Here is a 13,942-nt window from a genome sequence, read left to right on the forward strand (position 1 = left end):
GCTTGCCGCGATCGGCGCCGGTTCCATGCTGTTCCTGATGATGATGGTGACGGTGATCAGCGTCGCCGGACGCTACTTCCTGCAGGCCGACCTCATCCCCGGCGCCTACAACATCGTCGAGCGCATCATCTTCCCGCTGCTGGTCTTCTGGGCGTTGCCGATCGCGCATCGCGAAGGCATGTTTCCGCGCTTGGAGACCCTGGCCGATGCGCAGCCGCCGCGCCGGCGGGCCATCGTCGCGGCCCTGGTGACGGCCGTCGAGATCGCCGTCTACGCCGTGTTCATGTGGTACATCGTCCGCTTCGTCTGGACCAGCATCCAGTCGAACCGGACGATGCAGATCGGCACCTCGTTCTGGCCGTTGTGGCCGATCCTCGTGATGATGCCGCTCGCTTTCGGGCTGATGCTGCTGGAGATGGGCCGGCTGCTCTACCGCGATGTCAGACGGGTCCTGGGCCTCGAGGCCGCCGCCGACGAGCCGGCGTTCCACGGGAGTTCGGCAGTATGACCGCCTCCGCCAGCCCTTCGCCCTCCGCGGCATTGACCGAAACTTTCGACCCGACCGATGTCGAGACGATACGCGGCGTGCTGGCCGGCTTCATCCGCGACCAAACCGGTGCACCGGTCGAGATTGGGCCGCTCAGGCGCTTTACAGTAGGCTTCTCCTGGGTGACCTACGGTTTCCGCGCTCGCTGGCTCGAAAGCGGTCAGGCCGTGGAACGCGACCTCATTCTGCGCGCCGGTCCACCCGCGGGGATTTTCGGACCCTATCGCGCCTATCCGGAATTCGTCACGCTTCGAGAGCTTGAGAACAGCACCGTTCCTGTCCCGCGTGTCTACTGGTACAGCGACGACACCTCCGTCCTGGGGGCGCCGTTCTTCGTCTGCGATCTCGTTCCCGGTGAGGCGCCCATACCGTGGACGCACGATGGCGGACCGGCTTTCGACGAGCGGCGACGAATCCAGCTCGGCACGCAGTTCGTGGGCGCCTTGGCCGCCCTGCACCGCTTTGAATGGCGCGACACGCCCGTCGCGACGATCGACGGCACCAAGGATGTGAAACGAACGGCCGCTACGCAGGTCGACCATTGGATGGAACTGCTCCAAAATTGGTCGCCGGACCGTATTCCGATGCTCGAGCTGGCTGCGGCCTGGTTGCGCGAACGCGCACCGGTCGCGGCAAGGATCTCGATCACACATGGCGACTTCCGCATCGGCAATTTCCTGGAAGTCGACGGTCGCATCACGGCCATCCTCGACTGGGAGTTGGTGCGTCTCGGCGACCCGGTCGAGGACCTGGGCTGGGTCTGCCTCCAGGCTTGGCGTGGGCGCTCGCCCTATATGTGCCACTTCTTCGAACGCGAGGAATTGCGAGACCGATATGCCGTCCTGACGGGGCACGAGGTCTCGCTCGCCGACATGGCTTATTGGGAAGCGTTCGGCACGTTCAAGCTGGCCGTCATGCACTACGGAGCCACGGACTGTTTCGCCCGGCGCGGCTTCAACGACCTGCGCATGGCCGGGATGGGCGCGCAGATCCCGCGCATGCTCCTTCAAGTGGAATCCGCAATGGAACGCGCATCATGAATGTTCCTCTTTCCAGGATGATCGAGGGCATCATCGCAACGATGCGCAGCGACGTGATCCCGCACGTCTCGGATTCCTTTGCACGAGGTCAGGCTGTCGGTGTCATCGACCTTCTGAACAACATCGCGCCGAGAGTCGAATGGGCGCAGGCGCCGCTCCAGGATCTGGTCGAGGCGAAACGCCGCCTTCTCGAAGAGATCGCTCGGACGGTGCCCGAGGTGAAGGCGCAGCCGATCGTCGAGCAGACACCGGCGACGGCCGAAGATTTGCTGGTCCTCAAGGGCCGGCTGGACGCCGCGATCTGCGAGGCCATCGCCTTTGTGTGGCCGCGCCGGGACGAGCCGGAATGTAGTCGTGCGGCGGGGCTGATCAAGGCCCATCTCCACGACGAGATGACGGCCGAGATGAAGATAACGCGCAAGCCGCTCTTTGCCGAAATCGCGAGCGGCGACACGGCAAATACCTGATCAAGAACGGGACCACGGGAGGTGGACCATGGAATATCATCTCGATCCACGGATGCCCGCGCCCGAGGCGTGCGTCCAGCGCTACATGCTCAAGCGCTGGGCCTCGGTCCAGCCGGAAAAGGTCTTCGCGACCTTCGCGGACGGGTCGGAGTGGACCTATGCTGAAACGCTGCGCCAGGCAGTCACCACCGCGAACGCGCTGCGCGCACTCGGAGTGCGGCAGGGCGAGCGCGTCATGTGCTGGCTTCCCAACAGCGCGGACTGCCTCAAGGTCTGGTTCGGCCTCAACTATCTCGGCGCCGTTTTCGTGCCGTTGAACCTCGCCTATCGCGGCAATCTCCTGAGGCATGCTGTCAAGCTGTCGGAAGCGCGCCTCGGCATCGTCCATGCCGACCTTCACCAGCGTCTTGGGGAAATCGAGTTGAACAGGCTGGAAGAAATCGTCGTCCTGGGCGGCCAGGGAAGCGACGTGGCCGGGTTGAAGGTCCATCAGGCCGACAAGCTTGCCTCGCAAAATGTGAACCCGCCCACGTTGGAGCGCGCGATCGCGCCCTGGGACATGCAGTCGATCATCTTCACCTCTGGCACGACCGGACCGTCGAAGGGGGTGATGTCTTCCTATGTCCATCTCTACAGCATGGCCGCGGCCGCGCCGTTCCTTCGTTCCGACGACCGCTACATGATCAACCTGCCGATGTTCCATTCCGGCGGCGTCATGCCGGTCACGGCAATGCTGATCCATGGCGGTTCGATCGTCATGGTCGACGCGTTCGATACCGAAGCGTTCTGGCCCACGGTCCGCCGCACCGGCATCACGACAGCCATCCTGTTGGGAGTCATGGGCGGGTTTCTCCTGAAACGCCCGGCAAGCGAGGACGACAGGAATCACACGCTGCGGACCTGCACCTACGTGCCTCTCAATGATACCGCGCTGAAATTCCACCAACGTTTCGGTACCGAGGTGCATACCCATTTCAACATGACCGAGATCAGCATGCCCATCGTCTCGGAACCCAACCCCACGGCGCTCGGCAGTGCCGGCAAGCCGCGCGCCGGGGTCCAGGTGCGTCTCGTCGACGAAAACGATTGCGAGGTGCCCGTCGAGGCGGTCGGCGAAATGGTGGTCCGGACCGACTGCCCCTGGGCGATGAATCATGGCTACGCCGCGAATGCGGAAGCGACTGCCGCGGCCTGGCGAAACGGCTGGTTCCACACTGGCGACGGGTTCCGGCGCGACGAGGCGGGCAACTTCTATTTCGTCGACCGGCTGAAGGATGCGATTCGCCGGCGCGGCGAGAACATCTCGTCCTTCGAGGTCGAGTCGGAAGTGCTGTCGCATCCCGCCGTGCGGGAGGCTGCCGCTGTCGCGGTGAAAAGCGAGATCGCCGAGGACGAGGTCATGGCCGTCGTCGCGCTCAAGGACGAAGCCAGCTTCGACCCTGCCGAGCTTATCGAGTTCCTGCGTCCCCGCATGGCCCACTTCATGATCCCCCGCTACGTGCGCGTCGTCGACGCCTTGCCGCGGACACCGACGGCCAAGGTCGAGAAGGTCAAGCTTCGCGAACAGGGGGTGACCGCCGATACGTGGGATCGGGATGCCGCGGGCATCGTCGTGAAGCGTGAGAAGGTCGGGCTCAAGAGCGCTTGACGGGGGGATTTTGATGTTTGACGAACTTTCTCCCCATGCACGCGGCTTGCGCGATCGCCTCGAAGCTTTCATGCGTGAGCACATCTATCCCAACGAGCGGGCGTTGCTGGCCCCGCCGGCCGAGGCGGAGAAGTGGGCGCCCCGTCCGCTCGCCGTCGCCCTGACGGAAAAGGCCAGGACGCAGGGGCTCTGGAACCTATTCTACAACCACGGCCCCGAGGGACAGGGACTGACCAACTGGGAGTACTCCCAGCTTTGCGAGGTTCTCGGGCGTTCCCTGGCGGCGCCGGAAATATTCAACTGCAACGCTCCCGATGTCGGCAACATGGAACTGCTCGCGGCCTATGGCACAGAGACGCAGAAGGAGCGATGGCTCAAGCCGCTGCTCGCCGGCGAAATCCGGTCCTGTTTCGCGATGACCGAGCCGAAGGTCGCGTCGTCCGACGCAACCAATATCGAAACGCAGATCCGCCGCGACGGCGACCATTATGTCGTCAACGGCCGCAAGTGGTGGGTCACCGGCGCCCCTTCGCAACGCTGCAAGGTGGCCATCGTCATGGGCAAGAGCGACCCCGCGGCGGCCAAGCACTTGCAGCAATCGATGATCCTGGTGCCGATGGACAGCCCTGGTGTCACGGTCGAGCGGCCGCTCAGCGTCTACGGATACGAGCACGCCCCACTGGGGCATGGCGAGGTCGTCTTCGACAATGTGAGAGTTCCCGCCGAGAACATGCTTCTCGGCGAGGGGCGAGGCTTCGAAATCGCTCAGGGAAGGCTCGGACCTGGACGCATCCACCACTGCATGCGTTTCATCGGGCTGGCCGAGCGTGCCCTGGAGATCATGTGCGCGCGCGCTCGGGAGCGCGTAGCCTTCGGTTCGACGCTTGCCGAGATGGGCGCGGTCCGGCAGGCCATCGGACAATCGCGCTGCGACATCGAGCAGGCGCGGCTGGTCACGCTGCGGGCGGCCTGGACGATGGACAAGGTCGGCAACAAGGCTGCCCGCAACGAGATCGCGGTCGCCAAGATCGTCGTGCCGACGATCGCCGGCGCAGTCATCGATCGCGCCATCCAGGTTCATGGCGGCGCAGGGCTTTCGCAGGATTTCTTTCTCGCGGAAGCATTTGCCGAAACCCGGTTCCTGCGCATCGGCGATGGCCCCGACGAGGTTCATCGGGAAGCGCTCGCTCGCGCGGAACTGGCGCGACAGCATTGAAAGGAAGATCATGCCACCACTGAAAACAGGCCAGACGGTCATGACGCCCGGACGGACGATCGGCGAGGGCGACATCGCTCTTTTTGCCGGTCTCGTCGGCGACTTCACGCCCATCCATGTCGACGAGACCTTCGCGCAGGCGTCGCCTCACAAGTCCCGCATCGCCCATGGCCCTCATTCGATGGCGACCGCCATCGGCATGGCGACGCAGACCGGGCTGTTCGGCGAGCGGGTGATCGGTCTGGTCAATCTCAACTGGGATTTTTCCGGGGCGGTGAAAATCGGAGACACGATCCGATCGAAGGTGACGGTCGAGGCTGTCCGGCCGACCTCCAAGGAGGGACGCAGCCTGGCAACATTCGCGTTCGAGGTTCTCAACCAGCGCGACGAGCAGATTCAACGCGGACGGATGATGGTCATCGTTCGCTCCGACGAGGCCCGGGAGGCGTTGGAATGAGCGACAAATTCATCATGAGGCCAGAGCACGAACTGATGCACAGGCCTGACGGTTCGATCAACTTCAACGAAAGCGTCTATACAAACGGCTTCGACGCGACTTCCCCGGTCGGCGGATGGATGCGGCTCGGGAATCGGGCAAACGAAGGGTATGCCGAGCTGTCGGTCTGCCTTTATCTACCCGACGGGCGTATCGCATGCCAGTTCCAGCGCCCGACGATCGGCAGCAACGACGGCTTCGCTGCCGGTGGTCTCAGCTACACGGTCAACGAACCGCTGCGCAGCGTGTCGATGACCTACAGCGGAGATCTCATCATCGTCGAGAACCCGGACGATCTGCGTGACCCCGGCGCGTTGTTCGCCAAGGGCCCGCGGCTGCCTGGTCTCGTCTCCTGGGAACATATCGCGAAATCACCTGTCCACGGTGGCGAGCCGGTGGATGACACCGTTCAGACCATGTACGGGCGCGACTTTTCCCTGGGGCATTTCAATCAGCACAGTCGGGTGAAAGGCGAAATTCGGGTCGGCGAGGAAAGCTGGACGATCGACGGCCATGGCTGGCGCGACCACTCATGGGGGCCGCGCTATTGGCAGGCGATCTACTTCTATCGTCTTTTCATCGCGAATTTCGCGAATGGCGATGGGTTGATGCTGCTCAAGATCACCGACAAGGCGGGCCATGTCAGACGGACGGGGGTGCTGCTCGTGAACGGACAGTACGAAGAAATCCTCGATCTCGAAGTGTCGACCGACTGGACCGATAAACAGGACCCGTCCTTCGTGCGCCTAGGAGTTCTCACAGCCAACCGGAAGGCCCGCATCGACGGCGAGATCCTTAGGCTCGCGCCGCTGCGCAATCGCAGGAAGACCGACGACGGGATTCTCGTTTCGCGCATCGCCGAGGGGTTCACACGGTTTCGATGGGGTGAACAGGTTGGCTACGGCATGACGGAATACATCGAGCGCATCGAGGACGGGAAGCTCGCCGGCTTTCCACTCTGACATAGGCTCTGGCGTTCTCCGGCAAGCTACAAATGAGACGTATTCACTAACGTCTCAAGACGATATTCTTTTGCTATACGATCGGCAAAGGCTTGTTTAAAGGAAACTATTTCGAGGCCGGAAAGCATAAATCTTGGTTGACATGACCGATAGTTAGTGAACATCATTCATTAAACCTCGCCGGCCTATGGGGCGTGGCGGTGGGAGGAGACCACACCGATGGTGAAAGGCCTTAGTCAGGAACGCATCGTCCTGGTGATCGCGATCGGGCTCTTTGTCATGTTCTCGGTCGCGCTGCCGGGCTTCCTGTCTCCCGGCAATTTGCTGTCGCTGGTTCAGAACGTGTCGATCCTGGGAATCCTCGGGGTCGGCATGGCCATCGCGATCATCGGACGCGGCATCGATCTTTCGATCCTGTCGACAATGCCGGTTTCCGTCGCCTGGCTGCTCAACCTCATCAATGGCGGGATGCCGATCTGGTTGGCCGTGCTGTGCGCGTTGGGCTTCGTCATGCTGGTCGGGATCATCAACGGTATCCTGATCGCCTATGTGGAGATCCCGGCGATCTTCGCGACGCTTGCCATGGGCATCGTCGTCTACGGCTTCGGCAAGGCATTCATGGCGCCCATCGATGCCGTCTATATCGGCCGCGGCGATTCCTGGTTCTACAGCATCGGAAGCGGCCGTTTCCTCGGCGTGCCCGCTCCCGTTATCGTGTTCGCTCTGGTCGCGCTCGCGGCGTACCTCTTCCTTCGCTACATGAAGGCGGGCCGCTTCATCTACGGCATGGGCGACAATCCGCTCGCCGCCCGCGTCACCGGTGTTCCGGTGCGGCCGATGATCGTCGTCCAATACGTGCTGATATCGATCATCGCGCTGATCGCGGGGATCGTGATGGCGACAGCGCTCGCTGCGATCAACACCAGGCTCGCATTGTCGACCATGGTCTACGACGTGATCCTTGTCGTGGTTCTGGGCGGCATCGGCCTGTCTGGCGGCAAGGGCGGCATCCGCAACGTCGTCGTCGGCACGCTTCTGATCGGCATCCTCTTGAACGGCATGACGATCATGAACCTCACCTACACCGTCCAGAGCATTCTCAAGAGCGTGATCCTGCTCATGGCGATCGTGGTCGACACTCTGCTCAATCCGCGGGACGAGCAGACTGCCCAGCACGGAGACATCTAAGCAAGTCAGGGAACCAACTGTCACAAAGTGGAGGAGTGACATGAAAGGAATGAAATTGATGAAGGCGCTGGTCGCCACGGCCGCTCTGGCCGTCGTGACCGGCACAGCCCTGTCGGAACCGTACGACGACGGCCAGTCCAAGACCTACTACGAGGTCATGAAAGGCAAAAAAGTGGCGTTCGTGCCGCTGTCGATGGGTTTCGACCTGACGGAGGGATGGAATGCGGGCCTGCAGAACCAGGCCAAGGCGCTGGGCTACACGGTCGATGTACGCGATCCCAATTGGAACGTCGAAGCCGGCGTTCAGGCGGTGAACGGCTTCATCGCCGACAAGCCGGATGTCCTCATCCTGCATCCGCTCGACCAGCAGGCCTATAACCGGCTGGTCCCGAAGGCCATGAAGGAGGGTATCAACATCGTCCAGGTCAATCTCAAATCGGTCACCAATGGCGACGCCTATGTGGGCGCCGACTGGTACGAGATGGGATACAAGCAGGCCGAGGCCATCGTGACGGCCTGCGGCAAGGATTCCGGCAAGAACGGCAAAGTGGCGATCGTCACCGGACAGGCGGCGACACCTACGATCGTCATCGGCAACCAGGCTATCGAAGACGTTTTCGCCCAACATCCCGAGATCCAGGTCGTAGCTAAGCAATCGGCCGATTTCGATCCGGCCAAGGCACAGGCCATCACCTCGACGATCTTGAAGCAGAACCCTGACCTATGCGGCATCCTCGGCGTCTGGGATGGTCAGGATACCGGAACCGCGGCCGCCATTCGCGAGGCCGGAATGCTCGATCAGGTCTACATGGTGAGCTCGGGAGGCGGCAACAAGGCGGCCGCCTGCGACAACGTCGAGAACGGAAGTTTCGATGCCTATTTCAGCTATGATGTTCCGGGCCAGGCCCGCGACCTCAATGCAGCGGTGAAGATCCTCCTGCAGACCAAGCCGGAGCCGGGAAGCGCGCCCTTCGCGCTCTACACGCCGCTGAAGCTGATCACCAAGGACAACCTCAACCCATCCTCCTGCTGGACTCTTGACCAGCTGAAGCAGAGCGGCGGCTGACCTCGCCGGCGCTTCCTGGACCGGCGCCTCGAGCGTCGGTCCTCTTTTTGTCACGGCCCATGGAGAGACCGCAGATGGCAACGTCAGAGACCTGGACGCGCTGGCGTTACCGGTACATCCCGGACAAGTTCGTCGGCGAGATCCTTTCAAAGAGCTGGATCGATACGCTGATACCGGTTGTCATCCTGGCCGCCGTCTTCGCCTTCTTCAGCATCAACATGCCGGGGTTTCTGGGCGGGTCGAACCTGTCGGACATCGCCCAGATCTACGGCGAGTACCTGATCATCATCGTCGGAATCACCTTCGTCATGATGGCCGGCGGCATCGATCTCACGGTCGGTTCCGTCTTTGCGTTTTGCAACCTGGCGGCGCTGCTTCTCATCAACTCGATGGAAGTCAATCTCGCCATCGGCATACCGGCGATCATGATGCTCGGCGGATTGATCGGTCTGATCAACGGCTTGCTGATCGGCTATCTCGGCATGAGGGCCTTCCTGACGACCCTCGTCATGCTGATCATCGTGCGTGCCATAGTGGACCAGGGCCTGCTCGACTACGGCCAGATTATCAGCAGGGGCTTCAACGCATCCGCAGCCTGGGAATTCATGGCCATAGGCAAGGTCTTCGGCGTGCCGTCCAGCCTCGTCGTCGCCGCCGTTATTGCGTTGATAGGGCATGTCGTTCTGACGCGCATGCGCTTCGGCTGGCATGTCATGGCCGTCGGCGGGTCGCGCCGGTCCGCCTACAACGCCGGCATCAAGGTCAAGCGTACGATCTGCCTGACCTACGTCCTTTCAGGAGTGCTCACCGGCCTGGCGGCGACTTTCTATGCCGCGCGGCTTTCCAGCGCCGGCACCGATGTCGGCAAGGGCCTCGAGGTGACCATGCTGACGGCCGCGGTGCTTGGCGGCATAAGCCTGGGCGGCGGACGCGGCTCGATCGTGAAGGCTATGCTCGGCGCGATCATCATCCTGCTCGTTCAGAACAGCCTCATCCGGATGGGTCTTACCAGCGGCACCAGCTCGCTGGTCCTCGGCCTCATCCTTCTGAGCGCGGTGGCAATCGACGTCCGATGGGTCAAGAACAGGCACAAGGTGCTGGCGCGCGCCTATGTTTCGCCGACCTACTTCCGGCTGCCGCCGCTTCCGGAAACGGCTGCCGGTTCAGGCTCGCCCTATGCCCTCAACGACAAGCTGCGCGGGGTCGAAGCAATCGGGCTTGGCGAACTCGATGGGCCCGAGGACGTCATTTTCGACAAGGATGACAATCTCTATTGCGGCAGCCGCCACGGCGACATCATCCGCTTCTTCGCACCCGACCACAAACGCTGGGAGATATTCGCGCATATCGGCGGGCATCCGCTCGGCATGGCCTTCGACAAGGACGGCAATCTGCACACCTGCGTGGGCGGCATGGGGCTTTACCGCATCTCTCCGGACGGCGAGGTCCGCAAGCTTTCCGACGAAACCAATCGCAGCCTGCTCTCCGTCGTCGACGACAGCCGCCTGCGCCTCGCCGACGATCTCGACATAGCGCCGGACGGCCGCGTTTTTTTCAGCGAGGCGACGGTTCGTTACGAGATGTACGACTGGATGGTGGATGCCCTCGAAGGGCGCGGCAACGGGCGCATCATCTGCTACGACCCGGCCACCGACAGCTCGCGCACGGTGTTGCCCGACCTGCAACTGCCGAATGGAATCTGTGTCGAAAGGAACGGACAGTCTCTGTTGTTCGCCGAAACCTGGGGCTGCCGGATCACCCGCTGGTACTTCGATGGGCCCAAGAAGGGGAGGAAAGAAGTCGTCATCGACAACCTGCCCGGATATCCCGACAATATCAATCGTGCCTCCGACGGCACCTACTGGTGCGCTCTTTGCGGTATGCGCGCCCCCGTCTTCGATCTCGCGCTCACAATGCCGGGCTTCCGACGGCGCATGGTTCAGAAGGTCGGCCGCGACGACTGGCTCTACCCCAACATGAACACGGGGTGCGTCATCAAGTTCGACGCCGAAGGAAACGTGCTCAATGTGCTCTGGGATCTTGGAGGAGAGGCGCACCCGATGATCACGTCGATCCGCGAGCACAAGGGCTTTCTCTACCTGGGCGGCATCTACAACAATCGCGTCGGCAAGTACCGTATCCCGAACGTGGATACGACCTGGACCTCGCTTGCGGATTATTGGGAGAAACACTCGTGATCGGCGCGTTAAGGAGGGCATGGGATAATTTCCGCGGCAGCGGCGAAGCAGCGGTCACCGTGCCGCCGATGGACGGTGCGCTCCGGCCGAACCGCCTTATCGAGGAGGCCCGACTGCTTCTCCAGGTCGAAGCACCCGACGACCTTGCCCGGGACGGGGAGGGACTGCTCTTCTCCAGCGAGGGCAAGATCCTCCGTTTAAGCAAGGACGGGAATTCCCAGCTTGTGGCCGAATTCGGTTCGAACGTGACCGCGATCGCGGCATCGCCAAACGGCCGGATCGCCATCGCGCTCGCCGAAGGCGGCATCGTGATTCTCGACCGCGACGGCTCGCGCGTGGTGCTGGACAGGATCGGGAAGGGGCCGGTCAGTTGCATCACTGCGCTTTGCTTTCCCTCTGAACGTGAACTCATCGTCGCGCAGGGATCGGCCGAGCGCGCCCACACCGAGTGGAAGCGAGACCTTATGGAGCGCCGGAGCGACGGGGCGGTATGGCGGCTCGCGCTCGAGGGCGGCCGGCAAACGCTACTCGCTACCCAACTCGGTTGGCCCCTCGGCCTCTCTTCGGCTCAGGATGGGCGGGTCGTGGTATCCGAAAGCTGGCGTCATCGCCTGGTTGCCGTGGCCGAAGGCGGGCCGCCCGAGACCGTCCTTGCCGATCTCCCCGGATATCCCGCACGCATCCATCGCGATCCCGCCGGAGGATACTGGCTTGCCGTGTTCGCGCCCCGTAACCAGATCATCGAATTCATCCAGCGCGAGCCTGCCTTCCTCGCCAGGATGACGTCGGAAGTCGACGAGGCCTATTGGGCTGCGCCGTCGCTGAAGCCGTCCGCCACGTTCCTGGAGCCGCTGCAGGGCGGTGCCCAAAAGCACCTCGGCATGCTGAAGCCGTGGGCGCCGACCCGCTCTTATGGTCTCGTTGTCAGGCTCGACGACGCCTTTCGGCCGGTCATGTCGTACCACAGTCGCGCCGACGGCACGCGCCACGGCGTGTTCACCTGTCTTCCGTTCGAAGGGAGGGCGCTGGCGGCTTCCAAGGGAGGCAATGCGATCTTGGAGATCGACGCCGGCCCTCACGGGCGCCTCTCGCCGGACGTTGGAGGAGCATGATGCAGCCGCTTATCGAAATGAGGAGCGTCACCAAGGAGTATCGCGGCGTGCCGGCCGTAACCAACGTGAATTTCGTGCTTCGAAAGGGCGAGATTCACGCCCTCCTGGGAGAAAACGGCGCCGGCAAATCGACGCTCACCAAGATGATGTGCGGCGTCACGCAGGCTACCAGCGGCGAAATGATGCTCAACGGCAGGCCAGTATTGTTCCAGACCCCAGCCGAGGCTCTCGACAACGGCGTCGCCATGGTCTTCCAGGAGACGAGCCTGGTGCCGTCGATGACGGTGGCGCAGAACCTCTATCTTGGCGACGAGAACCTCTTCAATCGGATTCGCGGCCTCAACATCGCCGCGCAGACCTTCCTGCAATCCCTCAACTTCAACGTGAATCCGACCGCGCTGGTTTCCTCTCTCGGGGCCGCGCACAAGCAGATGGTCGAGATCGCCCGCGCCGTGCGCAAGAACGTCGAGGTCATCATCTTCGACGAGCCCACGGCGTCGCTGACCCCGGAGGAGAAGCACCATTTCTTCGCGCTGGTGGAGCGGCTCAAGCGGCGAGGCGTCTCCATCATTTTCATTTCACATGCTCTCGAGGAGGCGCTTGCGATCGCAGACCACATCACGGTGCTACGCGACGGGGAACTGGTCGCGAGCGACGAAGCCAAGGCGTTCGACCGCGACAAGATTATCCGGGCGATGGTCGGTCGTTTTTTGTCGGCCTCGCTCTATCGGCGTGAATCCGGGCAGGAACCGAGGCCGGTCGGCGAAAAGGTGCTGAGCGTGCAGAACGTGTCCATGGGCATGATCGTGCGCAACACCTCGTTTTCGGTCTACAGCGGACAAATCACGGGAATGTTCGGGCTGATCGGCTCCGGGCGCACCGAGGTGGCCAAGATCGTCGCCGGTGTCGTGAAGCGGAATTTCTTCAACGGAGGAGAGATACGGCTACGCGATCGGTCGATCCGTTATCGCGTCCCACGACAAGCCGTGCGCGACGGGATCGTCTACGTCACCGAGGATCGCAAGATCGAAGGTTTCTTCGAGACGATGACCATTCCCGAGAACCTTTACATGGGAGCGCTAGCCGCCGGACTGACTGGTGGCGCGGTGGTCAATATGGCAGAGATGCGCTCGCTCGCGGCCGATTGGACGAAGGTTTTGAACATCCGGGCAATCAACAAGAATGCGCGCGTGATCGAGCTTTCGGGCGGAAACCAGCAGAAGGTCGTCATCTCCAAATCGCTCGTGCAAAAACCGAAGATCATCATCTTCGACGAGCCGACGCGCGGCGTGGATGTCGGTGCGATCGCCGAGATCCACCAGTTCATCAACCAGTTGGCCGACGACGGTCTCGCGGTGATCGTGATCTCGTCCTACCTGCCGGAGATCCTCAATCTCTCCGATCGCATCCTTGTCTGCCGCTCAGGCCGCGTAGTCGAGGAATTCGCGCCGTCGGAAGCGACGGAAGAGAAGATCATGTATGCGGCGGTTCATTGATCCGCTGCTTGCTGCTTAGCCCCTCATCTGAGTGACGGCATCGTCTCCCCGTGAAGGAACGGGGAGACGGACGATGCGTGTCCGCTGCCGCCAATCACCCGGCATCGGCGGGTGGCGAGGGCACCTTGGATGGTGAAATACCTCGCACAATGCATGAAAGGCTCGAAGAGCGGATGGTGCTGGCGCCGGTTCCGCCCTCTCGTCCTGCACCGTTGGGTGGGTTGCCCGAATGGAACGGAATGGATCCTCGGGTCACGTCGCCATCGCTTCGCTCGGCGCCGGCCCAAGGAGGACGAAGCTTTTATGTCGATGCCGATCGCCAACGTTGGCGATTGGGGGCAGGGCTTCAACGCGGTCGTCATCCTCGGACGGGAGCCCGCGCCAGCGGGCGAGCTGATCCGAGGATCCATTCCGTTCCATTCGGGCAACTCACCCAACGGTGCAGAACGGACTGGCCGAACGGCAATGACAGCAGCCATCATCCCGTACCGCCCAAATGCGTGAAC

13 protein-coding genes are annotated in these 13,942 nt (G+C 62.4%); all 13 read left to right on the forward strand.

The features are described 5' to 3' along the window. Positions 1 to 508, forward strand: a 508-nt coding sequence (locus tag ACCO56_RS00005) for a TRAP transporter small permease (protein ID WP_433636422.1), incomplete at its 5' end; no start/stop codon positions are given. Next, positions 505 to 1,587, forward strand: coding sequence for a phosphotransferase family protein (locus tag ACCO56_RS00010; protein WP_433636425.1), 1,083 nt, complete (start codon positions 505 to 507; stop codon positions 1,585 to 1,587). The genes ACCO56_RS00005 and ACCO56_RS00010, both read left to right, overlap by 4 nt. Continuing rightward, on the forward strand, positions 1,584 to 2,054 hold the full coding sequence (locus ACCO56_RS00015) for a hypothetical protein (RefSeq protein WP_433636427.1): 471 nt from the start codon (positions 1,584 to 1,586) through the stop codon (positions 2,052 to 2,054). Before ACCO56_RS00010 ends, ACCO56_RS00015 begins: the two co-directional genes overlap by 4 nt. A 28-nt stretch (positions 2,055 to 2,082) precedes the next feature. Next, positions 2,083 to 3,702 carry an AMP-binding protein gene (locus ACCO56_RS00020; protein WP_433636428.1) on the forward strand — a complete coding sequence of 540 codons (1,620 nt, stop codon included), beginning with the start codon at positions 2,083 to 2,085 and terminating at the stop codon, positions 3,700 to 3,702. Positions 3,703 to 3,715: 13 nt separating this feature from the next. After that, complete coding sequence (locus tag ACCO56_RS00025; protein WP_433636430.1) at positions 3,716 to 4,918, forward strand: acyl-CoA dehydrogenase family protein; 1,203 nt, start codon at positions 3,716 to 3,718, stop codon at positions 4,916 to 4,918. A gap of 10 nt (positions 4,919 to 4,928) precedes the next feature. Beyond that, the gene (locus ACCO56_RS00030; RefSeq protein WP_433636432.1) at positions 4,929 to 5,375 is read left to right on the forward strand and encodes a MaoC family dehydratase; all 447 of its coding nucleotides are present in this window, start codon (positions 4,929 to 4,931) and stop codon (positions 5,373 to 5,375) included. After that, positions 5,372 to 6,376, forward strand: coding sequence for a DUF7064 domain-containing protein (locus tag ACCO56_RS00035; RefSeq protein ID WP_433636434.1), 1,005 nt, complete (start codon positions 5,372 to 5,374; stop codon positions 6,374 to 6,376). Before ACCO56_RS00030 ends, ACCO56_RS00035 begins: the two co-directional genes overlap by 4 nt. Before the next feature lie 219 nt (positions 6,377 to 6,595). Next, a complete protein-coding gene (locus ACCO56_RS00040; RefSeq protein WP_433636436.1) occupies positions 6,596 to 7,564 on the forward strand; it encodes an ABC transporter permease in 969 nt (322 codons plus the stop codon). A gap of 40 nt (positions 7,565 to 7,604) precedes the next feature. Continuing rightward, positions 7,605 to 8,630: a sugar ABC transporter substrate-binding protein gene (locus ACCO56_RS00045; RefSeq protein WP_433636438.1), complete on the forward strand. Its 1,026-nt coding sequence runs from the start codon at positions 7,605 to 7,607 to the stop codon at positions 8,628 to 8,630. Between the two features lie 74 nt (positions 8,631 to 8,704). Then, positions 8,705 to 10,828 carry an ABC transporter permease gene (locus tag ACCO56_RS00050; RefSeq protein WP_433636439.1) on the forward strand — a complete coding sequence of 708 codons (2,124 nt, stop codon included), beginning with the start codon at positions 8,705 to 8,707 and terminating at the stop codon, positions 10,826 to 10,828. After that, a complete protein-coding gene (locus ACCO56_RS00055) occupies positions 10,825 to 11,940 on the forward strand; it encodes a strictosidine synthase (RefSeq protein ID WP_433636441.1) in 1,116 nt (371 codons plus the stop codon). The genes ACCO56_RS00050 and ACCO56_RS00055 overlap by 4 nt, the downstream gene beginning before the upstream one ends. Beyond that, on the forward strand, positions 11,937 to 13,436 hold the full coding sequence (locus tag ACCO56_RS00060; RefSeq protein ID WP_433636443.1) for a sugar ABC transporter ATP-binding protein: 1,500 nt from the start codon (positions 11,937 to 11,939) through the stop codon (positions 13,434 to 13,436). Before ACCO56_RS00055 ends, ACCO56_RS00060 begins: the two co-directional genes overlap by 4 nt. A gap of 303 nt (positions 13,437 to 13,739) precedes the next feature. Then, a complete protein-coding gene (locus ACCO56_RS00065) occupies positions 13,740 to 13,940 on the forward strand; it encodes a hypothetical protein (protein ID WP_433636445.1) in 201 nt (66 codons plus the stop codon). Positions 13,941 to 13,942 lie beyond the last annotated feature (2 nt).

This window comes from Mesorhizobium sp. 1B3 (assembly GCF_050958605.1).
In the GTDB taxonomy this organism is placed as follows: domain Bacteria; phylum Pseudomonadota; class Alphaproteobacteria; order Rhizobiales; family Rhizobiaceae.